The organism is Lelliottia sp. EB106-05-01-XG201 (assembly GCF_058791735.1).
In genome coordinates, this window is record NZ_JBYTDV010000003.1 from 1 (window position 1) to 26,847 (window position 26,847).

At 50.6% G+C, this 26,847-nt stretch carries 26 protein-coding genes; 20 read left to right on the top strand and 6 right to left on the bottom strand.

The annotated features are described in order from the left end of the window. Positions 1 to 873, top strand: a complete 873-nt coding sequence (locus AC3WS9_RS23005) for a RepB family plasmid replication initiator protein (protein ID WP_282492990.1) — start codon at positions 1 to 3, stop codon at positions 871 to 873. Positions 874 to 1,144: 271 nt separating this feature from the next. Here the strand turns inward: AC3WS9_RS23005 and AC3WS9_RS23010 are convergent, their stop codons facing one another. From AC3WS9_RS23010 to AC3WS9_RS23020, 3 genes are all read right to left on the bottom strand, one after another. Continuing rightward, positions 1,145 to 1,918 carry a tyrosine-type recombinase/integrase gene (locus AC3WS9_RS23010; protein WP_492490462.1) on the bottom strand — a complete coding sequence of 258 codons (774 nt, stop codon included), beginning with the start codon at positions 1,916 to 1,918 and terminating at the stop codon, positions 1,145 to 1,147. An 849-nt stretch (positions 1,919 to 2,767) separates the two neighbouring features. Then, complete coding sequence (locus AC3WS9_RS23015) at positions 2,768 to 3,415, bottom strand: helix-turn-helix domain-containing protein (RefSeq protein ID WP_492490463.1); 648 nt, start codon at positions 3,413 to 3,415, stop codon at positions 2,768 to 2,770. A 122-nt stretch (positions 3,416 to 3,537) separates the two neighbouring features. After that, positions 3,538 to 3,795, bottom strand: coding sequence for a hypothetical protein (locus AC3WS9_RS23020; RefSeq protein WP_492490464.1), 258 nt, complete (start codon positions 3,793 to 3,795; stop codon positions 3,538 to 3,540). Positions 3,796 to 4,125: 330 nt separating this feature from the next. Between AC3WS9_RS23020 and AC3WS9_RS23025 the strand changes: the two genes are divergently transcribed. The 15 genes from AC3WS9_RS23025 (at position 4,126) to AC3WS9_RS23095 (ending at position 18,982) form a co-directional block, all read left to right on the top strand. After that, complete coding sequence (locus tag AC3WS9_RS23025) at positions 4,126 to 4,656, top strand: fimbrial protein (protein WP_492490465.1); 531 nt, start codon at positions 4,126 to 4,128, stop codon at positions 4,654 to 4,656. Between the two features lie 71 nt (positions 4,657 to 4,727). Further along, the gene (locus AC3WS9_RS23030) at positions 4,728 to 5,288 is read left to right on the top strand and encodes a fimbrial protein (RefSeq protein ID WP_492490466.1); all 561 of its coding nucleotides are present in this window, start codon (positions 4,728 to 4,730) and stop codon (positions 5,286 to 5,288) included. A gap of 76 nt (positions 5,289 to 5,364) precedes the next feature. Continuing rightward, a complete protein-coding gene (locus AC3WS9_RS23035; RefSeq protein ID WP_492490467.1) occupies positions 5,365 to 7,878 on the top strand; it encodes an outer membrane usher protein in 2,514 nt (837 codons plus the stop codon). A gap of 43 nt (positions 7,879 to 7,921) precedes the next feature. Continuing rightward, positions 7,922 to 8,677: a fimbria/pilus periplasmic chaperone gene (locus AC3WS9_RS23040; protein ID WP_492490468.1), complete on the top strand. Its 756-nt coding sequence runs from the start codon at positions 7,922 to 7,924 to the stop codon at positions 8,675 to 8,677. A gap of 25 nt (positions 8,678 to 8,702) precedes the next feature. Next, positions 8,703 to 9,281, top strand: coding sequence for a fimbrial protein (locus AC3WS9_RS23045; protein WP_492490469.1), 579 nt, complete (start codon positions 8,703 to 8,705; stop codon positions 9,279 to 9,281). An 8-nt stretch (positions 9,282 to 9,289) separates the two neighbouring features. Continuing rightward, the gene (locus AC3WS9_RS23050) at positions 9,290 to 9,784 is read left to right on the top strand and encodes a fimbrial protein (protein WP_492490470.1); all 495 of its coding nucleotides are present in this window, start codon (positions 9,290 to 9,292) and stop codon (positions 9,782 to 9,784) included. Beyond that, positions 9,781 to 10,257, top strand: a complete 477-nt coding sequence (locus tag AC3WS9_RS23055; RefSeq protein WP_492490471.1) for a fimbrial protein — start codon at positions 9,781 to 9,783, stop codon at positions 10,255 to 10,257. The genes AC3WS9_RS23050 and AC3WS9_RS23055 overlap by 4 nt, the downstream gene beginning before the upstream one ends. Positions 10,258 to 10,266: 9 nt before the next feature. Next, positions 10,267 to 10,803, top strand: a complete 537-nt coding sequence (locus AC3WS9_RS23060; protein ID WP_492490472.1) for a fimbrial protein — start codon at positions 10,267 to 10,269, stop codon at positions 10,801 to 10,803. Positions 10,804 to 10,829: 26 nt separating this feature from the next. Then, a complete protein-coding gene (locus AC3WS9_RS23065; protein ID WP_492490473.1) occupies positions 10,830 to 11,615 on the top strand; it encodes an MrpH family fimbial adhesin in 786 nt (261 codons plus the stop codon). 129 nt (positions 11,616 to 11,744) lie between these two features. Further along, positions 11,745 to 13,346, top strand: a complete 1,602-nt coding sequence (locus AC3WS9_RS23070) for a PglL family O-oligosaccharyltransferase (RefSeq protein WP_492490474.1) — start codon at positions 11,745 to 11,747, stop codon at positions 13,344 to 13,346. A 250-nt stretch (positions 13,347 to 13,596) separates the two neighbouring features. Continuing rightward, on the top strand, positions 13,597 to 14,304 hold the full coding sequence (locus AC3WS9_RS23075; RefSeq protein ID WP_492490475.1) for a fimbrial biogenesis chaperone: 708 nt from the start codon (positions 13,597 to 13,599) through the stop codon (positions 14,302 to 14,304). A 48-nt stretch (positions 14,305 to 14,352) separates the two neighbouring features. Continuing rightward, on the top strand, positions 14,353 to 16,764 hold the full coding sequence (locus tag AC3WS9_RS23080; RefSeq protein WP_492490476.1) for a fimbria/pilus outer membrane usher protein: 2,412 nt from the start codon (positions 14,353 to 14,355) through the stop codon (positions 16,762 to 16,764). A gap of 10 nt (positions 16,765 to 16,774) precedes the next feature. Then, positions 16,775 to 17,749, top strand: coding sequence for a fimbrial protein (locus AC3WS9_RS23085; protein ID WP_492490477.1), 975 nt, complete (start codon positions 16,775 to 16,777; stop codon positions 17,747 to 17,749). 86 nt (positions 17,750 to 17,835) lie between these two features. Next, on the top strand, positions 17,836 to 18,381 hold the full coding sequence (locus AC3WS9_RS23090; RefSeq protein ID WP_492490478.1) for a fimbrial protein: 546 nt from the start codon (positions 17,836 to 17,838) through the stop codon (positions 18,379 to 18,381). Positions 18,382 to 18,448: 67 nt separating this feature from the next. Next, positions 18,449 to 18,982: a fimbrial protein gene (locus AC3WS9_RS23095; RefSeq protein ID WP_492490479.1), complete on the top strand. Its 534-nt coding sequence runs from the start codon at positions 18,449 to 18,451 to the stop codon at positions 18,980 to 18,982. A 224-nt stretch (positions 18,983 to 19,206) separates the two neighbouring features. Here AC3WS9_RS23095 and AC3WS9_RS23100 read toward each other — a convergent pair whose 3' ends face one another. The 3 genes from AC3WS9_RS23100 to repA form a co-directional block, all read right to left on the bottom strand. Next, the gene (locus tag AC3WS9_RS23100) at positions 19,207 to 19,599 is read right to left on the bottom strand and encodes a type II toxin-antitoxin system death-on-curing family toxin (protein ID WP_492490480.1); all 393 of its coding nucleotides are present in this window, start codon (positions 19,597 to 19,599) and stop codon (positions 19,207 to 19,209) included. Beyond that, complete coding sequence (locus AC3WS9_RS23105) at positions 19,596 to 19,817, bottom strand: type II toxin-antitoxin system Phd/YefM family antitoxin (protein WP_492490481.1); 222 nt, start codon at positions 19,815 to 19,817, stop codon at positions 19,596 to 19,598. The genes AC3WS9_RS23100 and AC3WS9_RS23105 overlap by 4 nt, the downstream gene beginning before the upstream one ends. A gap of 1,117 nt (positions 19,818 to 20,934) precedes the next feature. Continuing rightward, positions 20,935 to 21,951 carry a plasmid replication initiator RepA gene (repA, locus tag AC3WS9_RS23110; protein ID WP_492490482.1) on the bottom strand — a complete coding sequence of 339 codons (1,017 nt, stop codon included), beginning with the start codon at positions 21,949 to 21,951 and terminating at the stop codon, positions 20,935 to 20,937. Positions 21,952 to 22,732: 781 nt separating this feature from the next. Between repA and AC3WS9_RS23115 the strand changes: the two genes are divergently transcribed. From AC3WS9_RS23115 to AC3WS9_RS23130, 4 genes are all read left to right on the top strand, one after another. Then, positions 22,733 to 23,002 (top strand): hypothetical protein, encoded by a 270-nt coding sequence (locus AC3WS9_RS23115; protein ID WP_492490483.1) that lies wholly within the window; start codon positions 22,733 to 22,735, stop codon positions 23,000 to 23,002. Positions 23,003 to 23,080: 78 nt separating this feature from the next. Continuing rightward, entirely contained in the window at positions 23,081 to 23,695 is a 615-nt protein-coding gene (locus tag AC3WS9_RS23120; protein ID WP_492490484.1) for a lytic transglycosylase domain-containing protein, read from the top strand. Positions 23,696 to 23,743: 48 nt separating this feature from the next. Beyond that, entirely contained in the window at positions 23,744 to 24,049 is a 306-nt protein-coding gene (locus AC3WS9_RS23125; protein WP_492490485.1) for a TrbC/VirB2 family protein, read from the top strand. A 15-nt stretch (positions 24,050 to 24,064) separates the two neighbouring features. Continuing rightward, on the top strand, positions 24,065 to 26,809 hold the full coding sequence (locus AC3WS9_RS23130; RefSeq protein ID WP_492490486.1) for a VirB4 family type IV secretion/conjugal transfer ATPase: 2,745 nt from the start codon (positions 24,065 to 24,067) through the stop codon (positions 26,807 to 26,809). Positions 26,810 to 26,847 lie beyond the last annotated feature (38 nt).

Genomic DNA, 26,847 nt, shown 5'->3' on the forward strand with positions numbered 1-26,847 from the left:
ATGGATAGTTCTGACGCGCAGCAAAGCCCTTTCGCGATCAAAAAGAAAGATTCGGGAGAAAGTTATGAACTGACTCCGAACAGCAATAAGACGGTGCAGCCGGTGGCGCTGTTACGTCTGAGCGTGTTCACTCCCGTATCACCTAAAGAGAAAGGTAAGCGCGATTTCCTGATCGATGCTTCAGAAGAACTGTCCAGTCTCGAGGTTGCCCGGCAGGAAGGGTATACCAACATCAAAATTCAGGGCGCCAAGCTCGGGATGTCTACAGACTTTAAAACCTGGATTGGCATCATTTCTGCTTTCTCAAAGTATGGATACACATCGGAAAAGATTACGTTGCCGTTCTCTGAGTTCGCCCGTATGTGTGGCCTTCGCCCCACAGACATCAATGGCCGCGCCCGTAACCGCCTCAGTGAAGCGCTCTTTAATCTTTCGAGCGTTACGTTGTCCTTTCGTAGCCAGGACGGCAAGCGCAGCCTGGTGACCCACCTGGTGCAGCGTGCTCAGCTGGACATGGATACGAATATGGTTGAAATCGTGGGTGACCCCAGCCTCTGGGAACTATATCGCTACGATCATAAGGTTCTGCTGGGTCTCAAAGTCCTTTCAGCCCTTTCACGTAAAGAATCTGCTCAGTCGCTGTACGTTTATTTCGAAAGCATGCCAGCAGGGACGTTGTACGTTTCAATGAAGCGGCTGCGTGAACGACTTGCGATGGAGTCACAGGTTAAGGATCAGAATGCCACGATACGCAGGGCCATGAAGGATCTGAAGAACATTGGCTATCTGGACTACAACGAAGCCAAAAAAGGTCGTGAAATCATGTTCATCGTACACTCCCGCTCGCCGAGGCTGACGTTACCGGTTGCGTGATGGCGGTCACTTTCATAATGCTGGCAACATAAAGCGGTTATATTCATAACCTATATTCAGAAAGCGGTTAGTTTCATAAAACAGAACCTTTCAGAGCCTCTCTTTGCATCCCTTCGCACCCGTTCAACTGCTTTTATTATGGAAGTAGCGATGTTCAGGGTTGCTGGAAGTTATGAAAGTGGACGCTCTTATGATCTCAGCCACCACATTATGAAAGTAACCGCTCTGGGTGCATTCAGGCGGGGACAAAGGAATTCCCCGGTCCTGTAAGCTAGAGCCCTGACTTCGTGCGCAACAGCTGCAGGGCATCCTGGGTGTCGAGTGAGAACCGGACCTGCTGGCTGGCGGCCACATCGAGCGCAAAAATCTTCGTGTAGACCTCGGTACTCTCAAACTTCTCATGCCCCATCAATCCCTGCAGGATCTTCGGATGAACATGGCCATATAAAAGGTGCATCGCAAAACTGTGCCGGAACGTGTGCGGACTTACCGCAATACTGAACCGCACCCCGTCGCGGCCAGCTGCGTCGACCGCGCGCTCGAGCCAGTTTCTCACCGTCCGGTCGGAAATCCCCCAGACCGGCATCGCCCGGCGTTCTCCGGTAATCGTGTCTTCTTCGAACCGCTCGCGGGTGCTGGCAAACAGACGGCGTATCTCATCCACATAACCCGGATCGGAGAGCGGCACGACCCGGTTAGCACTCTTCCCCTTACGCGGTCGTCCGCCGCTGGCACGACGCTGCTTGGCCGTGCGGATGACCACATGTGGGATCTCCTCATTCAGATGAAAATCCCTTCTTCTTAATGCCAGCGCTTCGTTAAGGCGTGCGCCGGTGTTCCACAGCGTATTGATGAAAGCATGTTGACTCCAGTCCTGCAGGTAATGCAGCAGACCGGCTACTTCCGGTGCCAGCAGATATTTCGGCATCTCGGTGTAGTGCCGCGCCATTTCGCGCAGGGAGAGTGCCCGACCGTAATCGAACGGCGCTGCTGCGCCTGGAACCTGCAGGGCAGGGGAGTGATGAAGAAAGGCGGGCAGATTCATAACGCTCCCGGCATAAAGGATGCGCTACGTAAAATCTGGCCTGGTACACCCCTGTAACCCTGCTTTTTTCTACGTAGCGCAATCTGGTGAAATTCTGGTGCCATTTTCGCCGCTCAGGTCCGCTGATTCCATGAAAAAAACCCGCGGAGGCTCGTCGGCTCTATTTCCGTATCCTGGGTATATACCATAAAACGGAAACAAAGAGTTTTCCAGTGCGATCGAAAAAGGATCCATTTCGGATCCTTTTTGCCTGGATAGCGGGGTTGGTAGGGGTTTGAAGCACTACATCCTGTGGTTTTTCGCCAGAACCCCGGCTGCAGGTCGCTTTTCCTGAAATTACAGAAAGCGGAAATAGGTGGATAGAAGTTTCTGATGGATCTGACTTTAGGGGGATATTATATTTTTGTGAAGGTTTATTAATCTGCAATAACAGGCGAAAAACGTCTCAGGGCATGAATATCAAAAGTAATCATAACTGCTGGTACAGATAACTTACTTTGTTTTAACAATGCTGTCTGTCCCTTGTGAGTGATTCCTATCCAACTGATAAACTCGACTCGTGTTCGGGTAGCCCTGGTTCTAGGTTATCCATCAAGGGATGGACTTGCTTATCAATAAAATAATCAACTATAAACTGGTTTTCTTTATTTTTTTGAAATGGAAAGATAACATCTTATTATCAGATCTATAATAAGATGTTACTTATGAAAAATGGAAGTGGATAGCTATTCATCAAATTGATGTTTGACGGTAAAATATCTCTTTGAGACAATAGTGCATATATGTGGATAATTATCGGTTTCATATGCAGCTGTTGTAACAGCTAAAGAAAAAACTAGTTTTGGAATGTTAATATTTGGGTGGTAGGTTACGGACTTCTTTAAGAATACCCTTTTCTATGACAATAAAACCACCATTTTTTAAATCAGAAAGAATACGTAACACTCCACTCCGCGACATTCGCGTTTTGCCACGAATATATTCTGCCACAACAATGCTTTCGCGTAATTCGCTAGATAAATTTATTAACTCGTAGATCTGGTGTCGAATGATATCATAGGAGGTAGGTTTAGTAAGTTTGAATATTCTCTCAATAGCTAGGCTACTAATCATTAATTGATGCATTGCGAATAGTTCCCATAGATTATGCTTAGAAAGCATTTCAAAAAATACTTCCCTGTCTACAATCGCTATCTCAGAAGGAGCCAGAACTTTGAATATATAACTGGAATCAGTTCCGGGAGGCAAAATCATTGCTCCTCTGAGCGTGGGTGCATCAAACAACTCAACCAAAATGTCGTCAGGTTGTCTGTAAACTGACATCAAACCTGATTTCAAAAAAAAACATTTGGCATTATGATTTGATGCATATGTAAAGCGAGTGTTGGCTCCTATGTTGTGATATTGTAAATGTGGGGCCAGTTTATCCATCAACTTCTTAAGATAAACAGGATCTGTTTTAGTTGATTCCACACCGATATTATTCATTTTTGGCATAAAATAAATTATTTAAAATAAAACGTATATTAAGCATAGCCAAGGGAAAAGGTTTGTCAACTTTTTTAACTATGAGTAATACAGTGCTAAATATAAACTATAAAATCTGCCGTATGCTAAATTCAAAGAGATTTCTTGGTTATCTCTAACCCACTTGTGCTCAAAAAAATCGTTCCGCTATAAGGGCCAAGTATTAATGGCGTACATGGATAGCTATCTGGCTTCTCCTCTTCAAGCAACTGATCAATCTCACTTTGCGTAGACCAGCTAAATTTAAATTTTTCCTGATGCCAGTTCCTGTAGTCTTCGTAGGAGTTGAATATGACTAGTACATCTTCAATAAATTCTAAGTTGATGTTTTTTTTATTTAAGTTTTTCATTTTCTCTCCGGTTGCGGGTTAGCTTAGACTGGACTTGTTCTATAAGTTATTAGCAGAAGGTGGTGAACTCTTTGAGATCCAGATTAGGATTCAAAAAATTTTATTCAAATATAGCTTAGTCCATATTTGGACTCCACCACAACAGCTACATTATATTTTTAGACTCAATTCTAATTGCTACATAATGTGACTAGGCGCAAAATTATTCCATCAGATGATAAAGGTCCATGTTGATAAACAGCATCTTGTATGTAACTCGGCCTATCTGAATCTCCTGTGCACCCCTATACAGGGATGCGTTATTTTTTTTAGATTTTAGAGATTAAGTGTATGAACATTAAAAAAGTCGCAATTGTCGTAGCTATGATGACCGGTGCTCTGATGGCCAATGCTAATGCTGCTGACCAGGGTCACGGTAAAGTGACCTTCACAGGCTCCATTATTGATGCGCCATGCTCAATCAACCCGGACAGCCTCGATCAGACTGTGGACATGGGTGATGTGTCTAACGTTGCGCTGAATGCGAACGGCAATACCGGTACCTCTGTTCCACGTAATTTCGAAATTAAGCTGGAAAACTGCGATGCGACCACACTGAAAAGCGTAAAGACCACCTTTACCGGCACAGAAGGCGCCACTGATGGCTCTCTGGGGATCACCGGTACGGCTAAAGGTGCCAGCCTGATTCTGGCGAACGGCGACGGCGCGCAGATCAAACTGGGCGAAGCATCAGACGCACACACCCTGGGTGACGGTAATAACACCCTGCTGTTCTCCGCTTACCTGCAGGGCGACGGTGCATCTGCAACTGTACCTGGTGATTTCACCGCTATCGCCGATTTCACCCTCGCTTATCAGTAATCACCACGCAGTCGGGTTGGAAAGCGCCTGCTTGCGCAGGCGTTGTTTCTCAATAATCAGAATCGGAAATCATGAGTAAATTAACGCGCTCTATCCAGACGTTTTTATTTACAGCGATGGCTTTCGCGGCACAGGCTTCTTATCAAACCGTTGCATCCGCAGCGGAGTTTGATCCGGCATTAACCGGCCGAGTCAGTATGAACGGGGCCATTATTTCCAGCGCCTGCGATATTGATACCGGAGATGGTTATCAGTCTATAGCGATGCCGAGCGACACGCGGACTCACATCAAACGGTCAGGTGAAGGAGAGCCAATGGATTTCTCCATTCAATTAACTCACTGCTCTCTCGATTCTTTTGAAGAGCCTGCGGCCTGGCAATATATCAACATTATCTTTGAAGGCGATGAAGATACAGGCATGTTCAGAGTGAATGGTAATGCCAGCGGTGTGGCCCTGGAATTACGCGATCGTAACGGAACCATTATTCACCCCGGCCAGGCCGTGTCATGGCAGCAGGAGTCGGTGGAAGATAATCGACTGGATTATCAAATTAAACTCAAAAATGACATGCGTGATTTAGTGGTGGGTGATTACAGCGCCATTATTCGTTATCGAATCGAATATTTTTAAGTTCATACCTTAAATCTTCTTTTTTAATTCGGCAGTTATTTCATTTCTTTCCTCAAAGGTAGTGAGTGTGGTGGGTATGGCTAAGACATATACAAAGAGTATTTCCGGAGCAAAGTTGGCTAAATTGTCATTCATTGCTATCTGCATCTATTCTTACTGCCACAGTTCTGCAATGGCGGCTGACGATATACAGTTTAATACCGATGTACTGGATGTAAAAGATAAAGCCAATATTGATTTAAGCCAGTTTTCCAAGCGCGGCTATATTATGCCCGGCAACTATACGTTCAAAATTAAAATTAATCAGAATGAACTTGAAGAGCAGGATATTGCCGTTTATGCCGCAGAAAATGACAGCAAAGATTCCAAAGTCTGTCTGACGCCTGAGACCGTCAAAAAACTCGGTTTCAAAGAGGGGATGGAGCAGAAGTTTACGCTCTGGCACCAGAATGAGTGCGTGGATATCACCGCACTGCAGGGGGTTGAAGTTCACCCGGATCTCAGCGCTGGCGTGCTGACCATCAGCGTGCCGCAGGCATATGTCGAATACACCGACGATAACTGGGTGCCAAGCAGCATGTGGGACGACGGTGTGCCGGGCCTGCTGGCGGACTACAACCTCAATGCCCAGGCGCATCAAAGTGAACGCGGCAGTGACGAAAATACCCTGTCGGGTAACGGGACCTTCGGGGCCAACCTCGGTCCGTGGCGTGCGCGTGCCGACTGGCAGACCAATTACGAAAATCAGTCGGGTGATGACGAAGGTAGCTCGGCGCAGAAAAAATGGACCTGGAGCCGTATCTATCTCTATCGCGCGCTCACTTCGATGAAAGCGAAGTTAACGCTGGGCGAGGATTACCTCAATTCGGACCTGTTCGACAGCTTCCGTTTCGCCGGGGCCAGCGTGGTCTCTGACGACAACATGCTGCCGCCAAACCTGCGCGGCTACGCACCGGAAGTGACCGGCGTGGCGAAGACCAACGCCAAAGTGACTATCTCCCAGCAGGGACGTGTGATCTATGAAACGCAGGTCGCAGCAGGTCCGTTCGCCATTCAGGATTTAAACAACGCCGTTTCCGGCACTCTGGACGTTCGCGTCCAGGAGCAGGACGGCTCAGAGCAGAACTATAAAGTCAGCACGGCGAACATCCCGTATCTGACTCGTCCAGGCAGCGTGCGTTACAAACTCTTCGCCGGTAAACCGACCAGCTACGACCACAAAGCCGACGGTGAAAACTTCGGCTCCGGCGAGTTCTCCTGGGGGATCAGCAACGGCTGGTCCCTGTACGGCGGGATGGTCGCCAGCGGGAAATATGCCTCACTGGCAGCGGGTATTGGCCGTGACCTGATGGCGCTCGGCGCCCTGGCATTCGACGTCACCCGTTCCGATGCGAAGCTGGAAGACGAGCACCGCGCAGGGCAGTCGTATCGCGTGAGCTACTCCAAGCGCTTTGACGAGACGGGCAGCCAGGTGACCTTCGCGGGCTACCGCTTCTCTGAAAAAGACTACATGAGCTTCAACGACTACCTGAGCTATACGTCGAGCCATGATGATTTTATGCAGAGCAAAGAGATGTACACGATGACCTTCAGCCAGGACTTTAAATCCCTGGGGGTCAGTGCCTATCTGAACTACTCGCATCAGACCTACTGGAACAACCCGGCGGAAGACCGCTACAGCCTGTCCGTATCGCGCTATTTCGATATCGGCAAGTGGAAAAATATCAGCAGCTCACTGACGGCATACCGCAACAAGTTTAACGGCGAAAACGACGATGGCATGTATGTCTCCCTGTCCATTCCATGGGGTGACTCGGGCTCACTGAGCTACAACGGCTCGATGAATGCTGACAGCAACTCACATAACCTGGCCTATTACGACCATCTGAAAAACGGCGACAACTACCGTATTTCTGCCGGTGGCAGCGAAGACGGCGGCAGCATGAGCGGCTACTACGACCATTCCGCCGACGTGGCGGATATCACGGCCAACGTGGATTACCAGCAAAACGAATACACCTCTGAAGGCCTTTCCCTTCGCGGCGGCATGACGGCGACCACTCACGGGGCAGCATTGCATCGTTCAAACACGATGGGCGGCACGCGCGTCATGGTCGATACCGGCGATGCGGCAGATATTCCCGTCCAGGGATACGGCGATACCAGCCGTACCAATATGTTTGGCAAAACGGTGGTCACCGATGTGGGCAACTACAACAAAAACAGCCTGAGTATTGATATCAACGACCTGCCGGATAACGCCGAAGCCTCGGCTTCCGTTGTCCAGGCCACCCTGACGGAAGGGGCCATTGGCTACCGTAAGTTCAACGTGGTGTCAGGCATGAAGGCGATGGCGATCATCCGCCTGGCCGACGGCACCTTCCCGCCGTTTGGCGCCAGCGTGCAAAACGCCGACAAGCAGGAAGTCGGGATTGTTAACGATGAAGGACAGACTTACCTGAGCGGCCTGAAACCGGGTGCCAAACTGAATGTGAGCTGGGATGGTGAAGTGCAGTGCGCTGTCACCGTGCCGGAGAAACTAACAGGACTAACCCAGAACGGAAATCTGTTACTGCCGTGCCAGCACTGAGCTGCCGGTACAGATCAAAATTAACTGAGTGATAAAGATGAAGATGTCTAACTGCAAAAAAACTGTTTCCGTTCTGGCCCTGAGTGTTGCCGGTATCCTGATGGCGCAACAGGCAAATGCTGCCATTGCCCTGGACCGTACCCGCGTGATTGTGAACGGCGGAGAAAAATCCGTCAGTCTGAGTATTACCAATGAAAACAAAAACCTGCCCTATCTGGCGCAAGGCTGGATTGAAGATGCGCAGGGCAACAAAATCTCTTCTCCGATGACCGTGCTGCCACCGGTACAGCGCGTGGAAGCGGGGGCGAAAAGCCAGGTGAAGGTTCAGATTTCCCCTGCGTTAAGCGCCCTGCCGCAGGATCGCGAAACTCTGTTCTACTTCAACCTGCGCGAAATTCCGCCGCGCAGCACCAAACCGAATGTCCTGCAGATTGCCCTGCAGACGCGCATCAAGCTGTTCTATCGCCCACAGGCGATTGCCCTGGACAAAACCCAGGCGGCAAAAGGGGAATGGGTAGAGAAAGTGACCCTCACCCGCCAGGGTGACAAATATGTCGTCAATAACCCGTCAGCCTATTACCTGACCATCGTCGAGGGTCGCCCGACTGCCAAAGGCGCGCCGGTTGGTTTTGTTCCGGTGATGGTGGCACCAAAAGGACAGGCATCCATTGAAGCCTCCGCCAGCGCGCTGGGCAATTCGCCGGTGCTGACCTACGTCAACGACTACGGCGGACGTCCGCAGATCCAGTTCTCCTGCGGCGGTGCCAGCTGCACGGCAAAACTGCTGAACGACAAATAATTCAGGCGCTGAGGAGCAACGGAAGATGAACGGAAAATGGAAAACCCTGTTGGCCACCAGTCTGCTAATGGCGCTCACAGCGACAGCGAGCGCAGATGAAAAACCGCTGGTCGACACCGGGGCGCTGTATGTCCACGGCGATCTGCTGGAAAACACCTGCCATATGACCATGGACTCGGCCTGGCAGGATGTGGATCTGGGCAGTGTCACTCACGCCGCGCTGAGCACGGTGGGTGACACTGCGCAATCTGTGATGGTGAAAATTTACCTCCATGACTGCCCGGAACTGCCGAACTGGAGCACCAACATCACACCGATGACCACCACTGCCAGCATGTTGCAGCCGCCGTATAAAGCCCGCTTTGTCGCGGTAGCGGATGATAATAATCCCGAGCTGATTAAAGTGACGGGCGCTTCCGGAATTGGGCTTCGTCTTCGCGACAGCCACGGCGAGACGGTAAAACTCTCCCGCATCAGCGATAGCCAGCTGCTCAATCCGGGTCAGAACGAAGTGGTCTTTACCCTGCAACCAGAGCGCACCGCAGCCTTGTTTGTGCCCGGACCATACCATGCCGTGATCAACTTCAGCATGATTTATCAGTAGGAGTAAACATGAGATATAGCCAATGGTTTATCGCGTTACTGGTATTGATGGGTGCCAGCCCAAATATATGGGCCGATGAAAATACTGCTCAGATTACGGTGAATGTGACCATCAACGCTACACCCTGTGTCGTTAATAATAATCAAAACATAGACGTGGATTTTGGTGATCAAGTAGCAGTAACGGATGTTGCTGCCGGACTGGTCAAAAAGAACATTGTTTACGATCTCGATTGCAGTAACGCTGTGACGGCAAAATCATTAAAAATGCAGATTAATGGAACAGGCGCGGATTTTGATGCCACAGTATTGAAAACTTCGGTTACCAACCTTGGTGTGAAAATTAAGGCTGATGGCGCGGATTTTCCGCTTAATTCAGGATTAATTCTGGCATCCAAGGATGCAAAGCCTGCGCTTAAAGCACTATTGGTGCAAAAACCAGGGACCAGACTGGAAACGGGTGAATTTACTGCTAGTGCTACGATGACGGTGGATTACCAATGAAATACATCATCGCGTTCTTAGCTCTGGCACTGCCAGTTTCAGCCCTAGCGGACGAGAATATGCAGTTTCACGGTGTGCTGGTCGCGCCACCGTGCACCATCAGTGGCGGTAAAATCATAGAAGTGACCTTTGGTGATAATCTGGGGGTGAACAAAATCGACGGCAACAACTATAAGCAGCCGGTGAAATATACGGTGGACTGCAAGTCCGGTTACGCCGCGAATAACCTGGCCATTGTCGTTGATACCGCCTCCCCGGCAACGTTTGATGCTTCCGCCGTGCAAACAACTCAGGCGAAGCTGGGCATTCGTATTCTGGTCGACGGCGTGGCCGCCACCTTTGCCAAACGAATTGTGGTCAGCGATCCCGCTTCTCCCCCGGTGATTGAGGCCGTACCCGTTCAGAAGCCATCCGCCACGCTGAAAGAAGGGGCCTTTACGGCCACCATGACGCTGCGCACGGATTACCTGTAGGAAATGAAAATGAAAGTAATGCGTTTCTTACCCGCCGTGCTGACAGGCGCTCTGCTGTTGAACGGCGCACAGGCGGCAGACAATGAGGACAATGTTCACTTCTCCGGAGCGCTGGTCGCTGAACCCTGCACGCTCCCGGACAGTGAGTCGACTATTACGCTGGATTTTGGCAGTGTAATTATCAAATCACTCTACCAGTATCAGCGAACCCAAAGTCAGCCGTTTACTATTCATCTTGAAGCCTGCGATCCGTCGCTGATGAAAACCGTCAGCGTGACATTCAACGGCACGACGGATGATGAATTAAATTCGCTGTTGGCTCTCGATCCAACAAGTGCTGCAAAAGGGGTCGCTATTGGCCTGGAGTTACCCGATGGTTCGCCACTGGCGATCAATAAAGCAGCGCCTTATCAACAATTGACTGCAGGCAATAATGCTCTGACGTTTAATGCCTATGTGCAGATAAAACCTCAGGCGCTTTCGATGAAGGCCGTAACACCCGGTGACTTTACCGCCATCAGTACTTTTGTTCTGGCTTATCAGTAAAACTAATTATAGTGATGAGTAATAAAATGAAAAGAATGTTATTACTGCTTTCTTTTGTGTCCTGGTCGATATTTGCCAGTCCTTTCCCAGTTATTAGTTCATTAAATGTCACCTATGATGATACAGGCGCTGACTACGCTATTACACAGAGGGTTGTGGAGATTGGAAGCGCTGGGGATTATACGCCACCCTCAGGATGGCTCGCCGGTTTAGGTCATAAACATTTTAATTCAGCAACTGATAGTGAATTTGTTGGTGCGTTGGAGATGAATTACGAAACGTCAAACGGCAGGAAAACCGTTAGTGATTTAATGATGGATGCGTATAACAACGGAGGTGAGAAGAAAATAACCCACATTCGCCATAATGGTGATAACGGGTATGAAGAATGTGTAGGGTATTTTACTGGCCCAGAAGGGGATGGTATAGACACCATTTGGAGTCAAACTATCACACCAGGTGGATGTTTAATTATCCCTCCTGGGTATGACTGGTGTAAAATAACATCACCAGAAATTGTTTTGGAACATGGGACCATCACGTTAAAGGATGCGGAAGGCAGCATTGCAGAAAGCTCGATGGGTGTTAAATGTACAACACCAATTGCTGTTACTTTCAATCTTATTTCGCAGGATAAGTATATCTATCTTGATGAGGGGAAAAGTGAAATCAGTGTCGGGGGAAAACCGTTAAATTCGAAAATAGATCTACCTCAGGGTAATTCTCAGGTGGTAGTAAAAGATTTACTGACCGGAATTAACACTGAAGGTTTCCATACTGGCTCAAGCGTATTAGTGATGATGCCATACTGATATCTTTATAATTTATAGAACATCTGGAAAATAGGGAGTATTTTCCTTCTTTTAGGTAATATTCTCATGCCATACGTTGTATCTAATAAATCTTTAATCACTAAAAAGACCGAAACAGGTCTCGGAATATTGCTTGGCCTTTGGTTTTGCGTCATTCTGCTTTGGGTATTACCTAACCACGGTGGCTCCGGCCTGGCGCTGCCGCAGAATCTCTTAGCCTGGTCGGTACTGGCATTGATCGCCCTGTGGTGTGCCGTAACCGCTCAACATCGCAAAACCATTTTTCCTCCGGGAACAATCTGGATCGTTATCGGCGCGGTGCTGTGGTCACTCCCGATTCTCTGGTCCCCCTCTCCTGCCTGGCAATGGAATGCCCTGCCGAAAGTGCTGGCGCTGTGGGGGTTGGTGGCCGTCTGGCTTCTTCTGCTGAAATTGACGTCCAGTCGTCTTCTGATAAACGTCTGGCTGCTAATTCTGGTCGCGGCCACGATGTTACAGGTGGTGTACGGCGCGGTTCAACTGAGTGATATGCCCCATTTAACCGGCGGTCGCCCGTACGGCAGCTTTCAGCAGATCAACGTTTACGCATCATTTCTGGCCACGGGACTGCTCTGCGCGCTGTGGCTGTTTACGATGAGCCGTCAGAAAGGTGTCACCCTGATCTGCGCCGCCGCGCTGGTCGTTGTTCCTGCGATGCTGATTTTGGTACAGAGCCGCACCGGTTATCTCGGTGCTGCTCCAGGCAGTGTGATTTTACTGATGGTCTCAAGTAAAACACGTCGCACGGGCAATGCAGCTCTGCTGCTGATGGCGGGGGTGGTGGCTGGACTGGGCTTGCTCTGGTTTGGCCCGACACTGTTCCCCGGCATGATCCCCGGCTTTGTAGAGAAAGAAGGCTCGACGCTACAGCGCTGGTACATTCTCAGACTTACCTGGCAGTTGATATGCGCTCACCCAATCATTGGTAACGGCTACGGCAGCTTTGAGGCGCTGTTTGGTCAACTGGCACAGCAGATGCCGCAGGGGCTTGAAAACTCCACGATCCAGTATCCGCATAACGAACTCCTCTATACCTGGATGGAGGGAGGGATCGTCGCAGTGTCTGGAGTGCTGCTGATGGTGGCGGGCGTCTTCATCAGATTGTGGGGCAAAGGCGGACGTCGCTGGACGGGCCTCGCGCTACTCCTGCCGATTGCCATCCACATGAATCTGGAGTACCCGCTGTATCAGTCCGTAACGCACGGGATCACGCTGGTGATGCTCCTGACCATTACAGGGCCCACGGCGCGTGCACAGCACACCGCAAAACCGTCCGGCACATTGTTTCGTATCAGTGTCGGCGTGTTGGCGAGCGCCGTGCTTGTGTTTATGCTCTCCGGCGCGGTCAGCGAAGTGCAGCTTACCCGCATCGAACAGCAGGGGCTGATACCGTTGGCGCAGGACAACACTATCTCGCTGGTGAATCCCTGGAGCCAGCACGACCGGCTGGATTTCGACAGGCACGTTGCCTTACTGGTGAGATTTAACCGGACACAGAGTGTGGCGCTGCTGGCGCAATACCGCTCGTGGGCAGAAGCTTACCTGCTGGTGCACAACAACCCCGATGTTTATAACAGCCTAGTGATGATCTATCGCGCCTGGGGATTTTCGGCAGCGCAGGAACTGTGCCTCAAGGCCAAAGCCATGTGGCCTGAAGACCTCAGATTTACTTGCCAGGTAAATGACAAATAGGCCCATATGAATTGTTGCATTATGTTGGTAATGGAAATTATTTTTTAATAAAATTAAAGCATGCAGGCCAGTGCGTAATATTTTCTTGAAAATATTTGATAAATATTTATTTGTTAGCCACAAAAGAGCTATGTGTTTTGTCCAAATATAGACTTGAATGATGTTTTTATTTTTGCGAGTTCTTCATAAAATTGTATCTCAAATGCGACTGTTATAATCGCGAGTATTTATTTTTTTTGGGCTAATCGAGATGAACAAGTCCTGCATTGCCGCCTTTTTAGCTTTAATAACATTATCAGGCACTGCACACAGCGCCCTGACCCTTAACGCCGACCGCCTGATTTACAGTGAAAAAGAGGGCGATGCGACGGTTACTATTCACAGCAATGAAAACCGGGCCTATCTGGTTCAGTCCTGGCTGGATGCCGGAGACAGCTCTCAAATCAAAAAATTGCCGTTCGTGGTCACGCCGCCGCTATTCAGGCTGGCCCCGAAAAGTGACAACGTGATTCGTGTCGTCTATTTAGGCAGCGGCCTGCCTGCCGATCGCGAAAGTCTTTTCTGGCTTGATGTGAAAGGCGTGCCCGGCCTGAATGAACAAGAATCAAAAGTCGAAAACCGCATGGTGCTGGCGATCAATAACCGGATTAAATTCTTTTTCCGCCCGGCGGGTTTAAAAGGCGATCCGGGTGAGGCGGTGAAAAACCTGAGCTGGAGCGCATCCGGTAAAACGGTGGTGGTAAAAAACGCATCCCCGTTCAATCTGGTGTTGAGCAAAATCTCAGTCGATAAAGAAACCATTCCGGTTTCGGTGGTCGACAATAATACCGTCATTGCCCCTTTTGCGGATAAAACCTATCAGCTTAAACATGCCCCTGCCAGTGGCTCAGCCGTGGAGTGGGAAGCCATAAATGATTTCGGCACAACGTCTAAAACCTTTACCCAGAAAATGAATTAACAGGACGTTATGCGCTGTATCAGTAAGTTGTGCCTGGCTGTTTCTGTGATGCTTTCGAAAACAGTGTTTGCCGGGGAATATTTCGACCCCGGCTTATTACAGTCGGCAAACGGCAATACAGTGATTAATGACACCAGTCTCCTCAGCCAGGGCGTTCAGCCGGCGGGGACTTATCGCGTCCAGATTAAGGTCAACGGAAAGCCATCCCTGGTTTCGGATGTCCGGTTTGAACTGAATGACAAAAAGGAGCTCGTTCCCTGTCTCACTTTTCAGACCTATCAGAAACTCGGCGTGGATTTGAAAAAGGTCGCTTCGAATGCTGAGGATAATAGCGTGAAAAATGCCTGCACTGACATGCAAGAGCAGCTTCCTGGTACGAAGGCTGATTTTGATTTTTCAAAACTGACGCTGGATATTTCTCTTCCGCAAACCGTGATGCGCGATGAGTCCCTGACCGGCGTGCCGGAAGAGGAGTGGGACGACGGCGTGCCCGCGCTCATCAGCATGTACCAGCTTTCCGGGCAGCAATACCTCCATCGCACCAGCGATACCCAGGACACGGTATTTGCTAATCTGACTAACGGCTTTAACTTTGGCCGCTGGCGCTATCGCAATAACGCCACGCTCAGCAATGACGACGGCTGGAAAACGCTCTCCAATTATGTCGAAACCGCCGTTCGCCCCCTGAAAGGGGAGCTGACTGTGGGCGACGCCAGCACACCGGGCGATATTTTTGACAGCCTCGTGGTGCGCGGGATTCAGCTCAATTCCGATGATGATATGCAGCCTGACCAGTTAACGGGTTTTGCGCCCCTCATTCGCGGGATTGCGAAGAGTAACGCCCAGGTCACCGTACGCAGCAATGGCTACATCATTTATCAGCGCTCGGTTCCGCCAGGCCCGTTCGTGATCCAGGATCTGTCTTCCGTTTCAAACGGCGGCAAGCTGGATGTCACCGTTACCGAAGCCGACGGTTCAGAAACGCACAGCACCGTCTCTTACTCGAACGTTCCGCAACTTTTACGCGCGCATCAGATGAAATACAGCCTGGCGGCGGGGCGCTATGTGACGAACAGCAACAGCGTGGAAGAGACCCCGGAACTGCTGCAGGCGGCGATCTCCTGGGGGCTGCCGCTGGATATCACCACCTACGGCGGTATCCAGTATCAGGAAAAATATAGGGCGGCGAGCCTGGGCGCGGGTTTTGACCTCAAGCGTGCGGGCGGTATTGCCATTGATGTCACTGAAAGCCAGGGGCAGCGCGGCAATTCGCCAGAGTATAAAGGCGATATGCTGCGTCTGACCTACCGCAACGGCATCCCGGAAACCGGGACGCAGATCCAGCTGGATAATCGCTATTACCGCCGCAACTACCTCTCTTTTAGTGACTGGGCCGATTCAGAAACGCTGTTCGAAGACTCGCGGTTAAAACGCGAATACAACCTGACCCTCAATCAGACCCTGACGGACGAACACAGCTTTTTTGCCACCCTGAGCCGCACGGCGAATCAGGACAGCTCGGTCTCGCGCTCCTGGCAGCTCGGCTGGAACGGCTCGTGGCAACGCGTCAGTTTTTCACTCGCGTGGAGTATGACCCGCAGCGAAGGGATGTCCGACTGGGATAAACAGCTGGCGCTCACGTTGTCTGTTCCGCTCGGGAATCTGTTCCCGGCCACGCAGCCGATGGTCAATTACAGCGCCACCACGGGCCTGAAAGGGGATCTGACAAACCAGGTGGGCGTGTCGGGTCACATGGGGGAAGGGCAGGATCTGAGCTGGAATACTCAGGTCTCTTACGCGTCGCAGAACGGGCAAAGCGACACTCAGAGCGGCTCGGCAGGCATCGATTACCAGGGCAACCGCGGGGAGTTCAACGTGACTTATAACGCCGACCGCAACCAGTACCTTTCCTGGAACGTCTCCGGGAACTTACTCGCGCACAAAGACGGCATCACGCTGGGGCGTTTCTCCAGCGGCAGCCAGGCACTGGTGGCGATCCCTGGCGCGGAGAATGTTGAGCTGGGCAGCAATCAGAACATCAGGACCGACTCCCAGGGCTTCGCCATCGTGCCCGATCTTCAGTCCTATCACCGCAACACCATGACGGTCGATCCGCAGAGCAATAAAGAGGTCGATTTTGTCAGCACCTCTTCTGAGGTCATCCCGACGAAAGACGCCATTGTGCTGGCCCGCTTCAAAGCGATCGGCGGACGCAAAGTGGTGATGAACGTGAGCTACAAAGGCCAGCCGTTGCCCTTCGGTGCGCGGGCAAGAATTGAGGGCAATGACGACACCTGGTACGTCGGGGAGCAGGGCCAGGCGTACCTCAACTCCGCCCCCGACAGCGGCACGGTGAATTTCAGCTGGGGCGATAAACAGCAGTGCTCCGCGCCGTTCACCATCCCGACAAAAGCGTCGGTGAAACTCGCTATCGCCATCCTGAACGTCGAATGCCACTGAGGAGCGCACGATGAAACCTTTTTCCTGCTGGCGAATCGCCACCGTCATGATGTTAAGCGCCGTTGCGTTAACCGCCCGCGCGCATGACTGCCAGATGCAGGAGCGTCAGGCGCCGTTAAATCTGACGATCCCGTTAACCGTTCAGTTGCCGGACAAAGCGGGCGCCGCGCCGGTGGGCGCCGTTTTGTCGGTGAACGAAAAATCCCTCGCGCAGCTGACCGGATCGCATCATGCGATCGCTCCGGCGTGCCAGGGGGAAGTACAGCGCATCCTGAACGGCAGAATGAGCACGGCGCAAAGCGGGGATCATATTTACAGCACCTCGCTGCCGGGCGTCGGTGTAAGAATTACGGTTATCTATGACCAGCCGGGAAGGGCAAAACAGGAGTGGGTATTACCTTTTAACACGCCTTTTTCGGAGGTCCCGACGCAGTCGGTCAGCACCGATGATATTAAATTGCGCATTGAAGTGATCAAGACCGGCATTATTCAGGGCGGGACGATGACCCTCCGCCTGCCATCCCTGGTCTCGCTGAATGATAATTCCCTGGTGGTGAACCTGGCGATGACGGTGTTATCCGCCAGAGCCCACTGTGAAATTCTGGTCGATCAGCCGCAAATCGAATTGTCGCCGATTAATGTGAAGGATCTGGCCAGCAGCGTGGCAAAACAAAATTATCCGGTCGGCGTGAATCTACAGTGCATGAACACCACCCGGGCCAGCGTGAATATCGAAGGCGCTACCGATCCACAAAATATCACCGTCTTTAAAAATGTCGCACCCGAAAACCCGGCCTCCGGCGTGGGCATTGAAATGCTCTATAACGGCAGCGTGATGACGCCGTTCCAGCCCATCGATATGGCATTGCCAGTGCAGCAGATGAATATCCCGGTTCCGCTGTCGGTTCGCTATGCAAAAACGGATCAACCCGTCAGCGAAGGAAAAGTGAAAGCCCAAATTACGCTGAGAATTAATTATTTATAACGAAATAGGGAAGGTTTCTTTTTTCATTCTGAAATGAGAAGGCTTCGCCTATTTTATTCAGATACAACACTATAAGGATATTATTTATGAAAAAGTCAATTTTAGGACTGGCCGTTTCCGCATTGTTTGTGATGGGCGCGGCCCAGGCTTCTACCAACCCTGAGGACGTTTCAGCAACCCTTAGCGTTTCCGGTACGGTAGCCCCGACTCCGTCAGTCTGCACCGTAAACCTGGGTCAGCCTTCAATTGCCATGAACGCTGACATTTCCGCCATCCCACTGCAGGGGGCACCATCAGCGCTCCCGACGGATACTGTGGACCTGACCATCACGGGCGATGACCAGTGTGCCGACCTGGTTTCTCAGGGCAAAATGGCCTATACATTCCACGGCGATGCAGATCACTCAATGGGGAGTGTTCTGGCGAACACGGCAACAGGTGAGGGTGCGGCGCAGGGGATTGGTATCGCACTGTATGGGAATGAGGGCCAGCCTCTGGTCATCAACTCAGATACGATGATGGCGACCACAGGCGCCGCTCATTTAGGTCTGGGAATGGTGAAACTGGCAGGAACAGAAGCCACTGCCGGCTCTGTACAGGGTTCTCTGACGATTCAGATCGAACGTCTGTAATAAATCCCCCCTCGTGAAATCGAGGGGGAATTCTATTCTGCGTTGTTGACTAATAACTGAGAACACCATGAAAATTATCTACTCTGCATTAATCCTGTCATCAGTGATGACAGGCTTTGCCGCGCAGGCCGGAGATTTTTCCGCCACGCTGTCGATTACCGGGAATGCCACCAGTGGACCGACGGGTTGTGAAGTGATTATGAACCCACAGACCATCGCATTAGATACTATCGATCTGGATGCGCTGCCATGGCAGGGGGGGAATACCATTCCGAAGAATCCAATTAACCTGCATGTTTCAGGTAGCAGCGAGTGTTATGCATTAGTGGCAGCAAATCGCATGGCTTATCGTTTTGTGGGTACGCCAGATGCCGGTGAAGGGTCGGTGTTAGCCAATACAGATACGTCATCTCTCGCCGCGCAAGGCGTAGGGATTGGCATATTTGATATGCACGGTAAATTCCTGGATATCAGGAAAACTGTATCGGCGCTGGATATAGAACGTATTACCCTGCAGGTCGTGTCTCTCAAAGGAACGGAACAAAGACCTACCGAGGGGAATGTGAGCGGTGATCTCACGGTTCAGATTGAGCGTCTTTAATTTATTCTAAATGTGAAGACATTTTTGGTCTGCAGTTGGAGGCACCATGCAATCGACAGACCGCAGTTGATCACATATATGATTGCATCAATCTAAATTGAATAAGTGTAAACATTAGCCCGCCTTATGGCGGGCTGTAATTATTGTTTACGATTGAATCTATTTTTCCGGAAGGTCATCCAACTAAGCCATGTGCTCCCGTTCCTGAGCCGGAAGCAACCATATCAGAAGGCAACGAACGTGCGGAGCTGGGCGGCCAAATCGGCAACATCCCGGTCACCGGTAGCTGCTTCGAGGGTTAAATCCACTAACCGCGCCTGATCTTCTGGATGGTTACGGATTTGGATGTTGTTACGTAACAAATAAAAAAGCGTACTAGCCAGAGCGGTACGCTTATTGGCATCGTTGAAGATATGGCCCCGTGCTATGGCTACCCAATATAGCGCGGCCATTTCAAAAACATCTGGTACGGGATCGCTGTAATACGCAGCTTGCTCCACGCGCGAAATGATTGCTCCCACCCTTTCCGCATCCGGAATGCCTGGAAGCCCGCCGTATAATTCGATCATACGATCGTGAATCCGCATAATGATCGCCTCATTCAGTGAAAAAATCATTTATCGGCCAAATCCCTTAAGGCATCCCCAAAACGGCCAGTAATTTGGGCGAACTCCCGATCAAACTTCTCTGCCTGCCACTCCTGCCACTCCTTAGCAGAAATGACCACTACGTCGCCACCAATTCGGCGCGTGATGCGTACCGCCTCGCCTTGTGAGGCTTTATCCAGAATCGTGGATTGTTTTGCACGGGCTTCGGTTGCTGAAATAGTGAACATAGGAAATATACCTCTTCTTTGTAATGTACAGATTAAGCGTACAGTTAAAGGGTTGTAGTCGCAACTTTTAAGGGACTGGATTGACGCCAGATAGCGATTGCCTTTCCCCTATTAATGCTTATATGGGCGAGGAACATGCAGCCTTCGCCAGAACGTCTGCAGGTAAGAACAAACCGTCTATAGGGCTGGGCTGCCGGTATTCTGTCTGGTAATCGTTACGGCACTACACCCGAAATTAGGCTCAAAGCCTCCTTCGATGCCGTATTGCAGAACTAACTGATGCCGCATCGCGGCATGGAGGCGCCAACTGATGCTAAAGAGGGTGTGAACGTCGAATGGCGCCGTGACAGGCGTAAGCCGCTGCAGTTTGAAAGGTCCCGCCGATACTATCCTTTACCCTGCAAAACAATATCCGCTAAAAGCCATTTTTATTGCTCAGGTGCGCGGTCGGAGTGGTCACAACGTAGTTGTGGCGTATCTCCGCGTTAGCGCCTTTGGCGCTTACGAGCGTGTACACCCAATCCCCCAGCGACATCACTAACAGCCAGCACCCTATATAGTTACAACATAATAAAGATAAAGCGATGAGTTTTACCGGCGCTCCGCGCCGGGGCCCCCGGCGTTTCAGGGGTGAGTGTCGGCTCAGGTGTTGCCGCTGTGCACGGGATTGGACTGTGGGTTGAGATGGGCTGGTTGTTTCAGATCGGCGCCGTGGCTTCAGGGGCGGGCTGGGGAATCGAGCTTTTGTATGTTGTAACTATATTCTGTGGTTTTGGGGCCCGTCGTGCAGCGACGGGAGGTACCTTTACGCAGTTTTCCACAGCACGGGGCAGGATAAATAATTTCCCGGTTGTGAAACTGGCCGGGGATTAAAAACCAGTGTTTATGAATATGTTGCGGGTTCTCTCCTGTCCCTTTCCGGATTACCTGTGTTCTCCGTTTGCGGTTTTCTGTTGATAACGATGTCCTGCGCGAAAATTATGATGCCGGCAGCGGCTGTTTTTACAGAAAACGGGATAATTCAGGTATGCGATCGTCGAAAACGACGTTGGCCATGAACGTGAGCAAACGCAGAAAGCCCCTGAAGGGGCAGATTGAAAATTGTCAGACTGAACGGTTAGTCAGGCGGCGAGTCTGAGAGGTAGCGCTCCATCAGTGCGAGCTGCTGTATGGCCAGCTTTTCCAGACGGTCATGTGATGAGGCGAAAAAGGCTTCGTCCGGCGGCATAGTTCTGCGGATATGCTCGCTCATGGCCTGAATTCGTGCATCCTGCGGGAGTGGCGCCAGGCGCCTGGCGCGTTTAGACAGTGATGCTTTTTCACGGCGTAACCGAAGCGCCTGCAGTGTCATTTTTTCTGCATGACGTTTACGGGCCGCATGGGGAGATATCTCTTCCCACTCCTGCATAATCCCGGCTTCAATCAGTTCGCGGCGCAGCCTGCTCTCCCGCAGGGCTTTCTCCTGCTCTTTGCCGAGTTTTATCAGGTCAATACCCAGCATGCTGAAGCCGACGTCGGTGATCCAGACATATTTTGGCAGCCAGGTTCTCGTCTCCGGGTCAAACATCTTTTCTGAAGAAACCCCCAGCGTGCCAAATCGCACCTGCTCCTCGATGAGGCGTGAAACACGGGATACCGTGACCTCTGTTTCCGGAATGACTGCTCCCGTACTGTCTTTCGGACTCAGTTCTCGGGCTAGTCTCGATATGCACATCCCGACCGTGTGTGTCCCTGCATCGCAGAAACTAACCAGTACAGGCCAGGTGGCATCGAGCAATCGAGCTTTTTCAGGTTTGAACCGGTTCTTACGGCCAGCGCAGATCCTTCGCTGAATATAGAAAGGATGTCGCGACATGTGCAGACGCAATGCCGGCAGACCGGTTTCAGGATTTTTCGTGACCAGACGGTTGTAAGCGTGGCCGAGTTGTCCCGGGAGGCGCTTATATCTGAGGGGCCGGTACCAGCTGGGGCTCTCACATTTCGGACGAGTTGAGTGCTCGCCGCGCTGCCGTCTGGTTTTTCTTGTTTCCACCGGCACGAGATAAGACGGGTTGTCTCCGGCATCGACACGCTGCCAGAAATCGATCTGTTCATTGTGGGGTAACTGGGTCCAGTGACGCAGCTGCTTTTTCATTTCAGGCACCCGAAGTCATACATTCTGAATCGTCCGGTGCTGAGTATTGAAATACGCATATGTTGAGATATAATCCTTTCGCAGGTTTTTACCTGGGGCCCCGAATATCACTATCTTCCGCCAAGTCGATACAGTGTTTTCGGGGTTTTTGTTTTTCTGAGGCCGATACCTGATGCGTATCAAGACCTCTCCTTTGCCATTGAAATGGCGCCAGAAGATTCTATTTATTTCCCCTTTACGTCAATGAAAACCATCGCCACACAGAGTATTCTTAGTGTGGTTAGGATTCTTCTCGTCTTATTTTTATTAATATTAAAACAACATGTTAGCCATACTCCTCTTCTCAACTCTATCAATTACAGCCAGTGAAATGATCTGACTTGCTCAGCAGTTACGATCTTAAAAACTTTGAAATCACCAATACCCGATCTTTTGATCTGAATTGAAAACAATACACAGAATATAATTCTACTTATCGTTTAATATATCCAGAATAGTTCTAATAACAGATCTGTTTGCAGATCTAAAAATCGCAGAATATGATTATTGCAGAGATACATTCCGTTACTCTCTATCGCTCTTTGACAAATGGACAGCAGCAACAGCCGTAGCCCGACGGTATAAGGAGACGTGATTTTCTGGGGCGAGTGAGATCGTGCTGCGCCTGTCGTGGGTAAGAAAACTCATTTCCTTCATGGAAGCATCGTTAAGTTGCCACCTCTGGTATCCCTACAGGCACAGACTGACAACTTAATCATGCTAATTAAGGAGATTAAGTGTAATGACGCAGCAGAAAGAGCGGTTACGCGATTTATGGAAATGTCATAAAACCCCTACAACACCACGCAGAAGCCGCGTAGAGCGCGCTACAAAGAACGCCTGTTCCGGCAAAGTCAGAATCCTGGAAATTGAGCGTTCTGCACTAAAAGTGCAACTGGCAAAGATAGCTTATGATTTCCGGGATAAGCGAAAGCCCAATATAGCCATTCAAATGGCAGACCTCATTGTAAAAATTGAAGATTTAGATAAGCAAATTGGCGAACTTAACTAAACCTTTAATCGCCATTAGATGCGTTTAGCAGCCCGTCCGGGCTGCTTTTTTTCGCCTGTACTTACGTAAGGAGTTTATTTGCTCGATGCTGCTGCAATACTGGCGCTTGCTCTGCAGTGCGCCCCTTCTGTGCATCCGGACACCACGCATGATATCGCTAAAACAGAAAGCGGGTTTATTCCCCTTGCAATTGGCGTTGTGGGTGGTCGCTCCATTTACCCAAAATCTATTAGTGATGCGTTAAAACACGTATCAGATTTAAAGAAACAAGGAAAAGACTATTCTGTTGGCCTGATGCAAATCAATCAGGCCAACTTCGGCGTATACAACAAAACCGCAGAGGAGTTATTCAACCCCTGCACAAACATTCAGGTATATGAAAAAATCATCACCGACTGCTTTATAAGAGGAGGAACGCTAAAACGTGCATTAAGTTGCTATTACAGTGGAAATTTTGAGGCCGGCCAAAAACAAGAATCCACGTTCAGCAATACCAGCTATACCCAGCGTATCGGCTATGTCGTGCCCGGCACGAAAGCCGACAAGGGGGAGAGTGAGGCGGCAGAGCTGCCGCAGCTACCCCGCAACATCTACCCCTCAGACATGGTCAGGGGAACCCTCCCCGAACCTTCCACGCGCGAGATAACCACGCTCTACCCCAACAACGTTATTCGCGGAACACTGACGGAATAAACAACGAATCGCCGAAAGGCGATTTTTTTTCGCCCAAAGGAAATTTTCATGAAATTTATCAAGAGCATTAAGAACCTGTCAAATAAGGCTACTACGGCTTTACTGCTTATAGCAGCGGCGCAACCCGCCCTCGCAGCCGGTGGTTTTAGCGTAGCAAACAACCTTTTATTGCAGGTTGAATCGGGTCTGGAAGGATTGGCAATTATAACCATTACCATTGCTGTGTTATGGGTGGGGTACAAGATTCTCTGGAACGGTCAAAGCCTGAAGGATTGCAGCAACATTATTATTGGCGGAATTATTATTGCCAGTGCATCTGAAATCGGTTCTCTTCTGGCAGGCGCTTACGCTTAACCCACACGGAATAATATGGGAACGTTAAATAAGGCACTCACCCGACCGCCTATGATCAGGGGTGTACCTATGGTTCCTCTCGTCATGGTCACAATGGCCGTTATTCTGCTGGCAATGTATACTTCTAAATATGCATTGCTTGCCCTCCCTCCATTATGGGTATTAATGAATTTCATGGCTCGCCGTGATGCTCATATTTTTAGTTTGCTTTTCCTGAAATTAAAAACAAGGGGAAATAACGCCTGTAACCAGTACCACGGAGCCACTTCTTTTCTGGCGTCAGATTATGACGCCATTGATATTACGGAGCTGAATGAACACATGAAATTAAACGAACGGGTGACATTACCCCGTTACATTCCCTATTCGTCCCACGTCGGCGAATACATCGTCAGGACGAAGAACAACGATCTGATTTCGACCTGGGAAATCAGCGGCAGCCAGTTCGAATGTGAAAGCGAGCAAACCAACCAGATCCTGACCTCCCAGATAAACAATCTGGTTAAATCGTTTGAAGGGCAACCGGTCACGTTCTACGTGCATAACATCCGTGAATCCTTTAAAGATGGTTTCTCCGTCACGTCGGGTAATGCGTTCGCCGATCACATCCAGAAGCTCTATTACGACTCCATTGATAAACATCCTTTCCGCAGGAACCGGATTTTTGTCACCGCCTGTTATATGCCGTTCGTCGGCCTGGATAAGGTGGAGTCAAAACGGATGTCTGACGGCCAGAAGCGACTGGCGCTGGATTCGGCACTCCAGGAGATGAACGAGATTTGTTCCTCGCTGAACGTGGCGCTGTCGCGTTTCTCATCTGTGCGCCTGGGTCTGTATGAGGAAAACAAGCGTGTGTACTCGTCGCAGCTGGCGTTTTACAAGTTCCTGCTGACTGGCCGCTGGCACAAGGTGGCTGTTTCCCGGCAGGCCTTCTATGAATCGCTCGGAACCAGCGATCTCTTCTTCTCTTCCGATATCGGCCAGGTACAGGACATCGCGGGCAATAGTTTCTTCCGGGGCGTGGAGGTACTGGATTACTCCCCGGAGACAATGACCGGCGTTCTGGATGCGATGCTTTACGCGCCGTGTGATTACACGATGACGCAGTCCTTCACCTGTATGTCCAAAGGGGAAGCGCAGAAGTACATCTACCAGACGATGAAGCGCCTCAAAAGCACTGACGATGACGCTCTGTCTCAGGTGGAAGACTTAAGAACGGCGCTCGACATGCTCCAGTCAGGCGTTATCTCCTTTGGTAAATATCATTTTTCTCTGATGGTCAGATCCGCAGATCCTGACTCACTGGTTAAAGATACCAACGTCATTACCAACTGTTTTACCGACCTTGGCATTACACCAACCCTTTCCACGCTGTCACTGGCCGCAGGGTATCTGGCACAGATGCCGGGTGTATATGGTTTCCGTCCTCGCCTTGTGCCGGTGAGCAGCCTGAATTTTGCGGAACTGGCATCGTTTCACAACCTGTTTTCGGGCAAGCGTGACAATAACCCCTGGGGAGAAGCCATTGCGGTGCTCAGGACGCCTTCCGGTGCGCCCTATTACCTGAACCTGCATAACTCCATGCTGGGAAAGGATGACTTCAACGAGAAGCACCCCGGAAACGCCTGCATTATCGGAACCACCGGCTCCGGTAAAACCATGACCATGACCTTTTTACAAAGCATGGTGCAGAAATACGGTGCAGCTGTGACCTTTTCCCCCCAGGCAAAAATCAAGCGCCAGACGACGGTGTACTTTGATAAAGACCGTGGCGCCGAGATGAACGTCCGCGCCCTGGGCGGAAAATACTTCCGTGTTAAGTATGGGGAAAAAACCGGCTGGAACCCGTTCGGCATCGCGGCCACAAAGCGCAACATCAACTTTGTGAAGCAGCTTATGGCAATCCTCTGTACTCGCGGCGGCCAGATCCTGACACCGCGTGATGAAAAACGCCTGGGGCAGGCCGTGGAAGCCGTTATGAACGGATTACCGGCAGATGAGCGCTGTTTTGGTATCACCCGACTGCTGGAAAACCTGCCAGAACCGCCAACGCGTGAAGCACAGGAGAACGGATTACGTATCCGGTTGCAGAAGTGGGCACAGGGCGGGGAATACGGGTGGATCTTCGATAATGATGCGGACACGTTTGATATCGACTGTGACAACTTCGGCATCGATGGCACCGAGTTCCTGGATGACGAGACTATCTGTGCGCCGATCTCGTTCTACCTGCTTTACCGCGTTACCAGCCTCCTTGATGGTCGCCGCCTGGTTATGTACATGGATGAATTCTGGAAATGGTTACTCGATCCGGCGTTTGGCAACTTCGCATATAACATGCTGAAGGTTATCCGTAAGCTGAACGGCATATTCATCCCCGCCACGCAGTCACCCGATGAAATCCTGAAAAGCCGGATTGCTGCAGCCGTCATTGAGCAGTGCAGCACGAAGATTTTCCTGCCCAACCCCAAAGCTGAATACGAAGACTATGTGGAAGGGATGAAAGTCGCCCCGGAGGTCTTCGAAATCATCAAAAGCCTCGATCCGCTTTCCCGTCAGTTCATCATTGAGAAAAGCCCGTTGCGGCGTGGTGACACGTCCGGCTTTACGGCGCTTGTTACCCTCGACCTCTCCGGGCTGGGTGCGAATCTCAAAATCATGAGCGGAAGCACTGACAACCTCGAAATTTTTGACCGGATCTGGCGTGAAGGGATGACTCCTGATGTCTGGATCGACAGTTACCTCAAAGAAGCGATTTAACCCCACTCTAATCCGGCCTGACGCACGCCCGTGCGTCA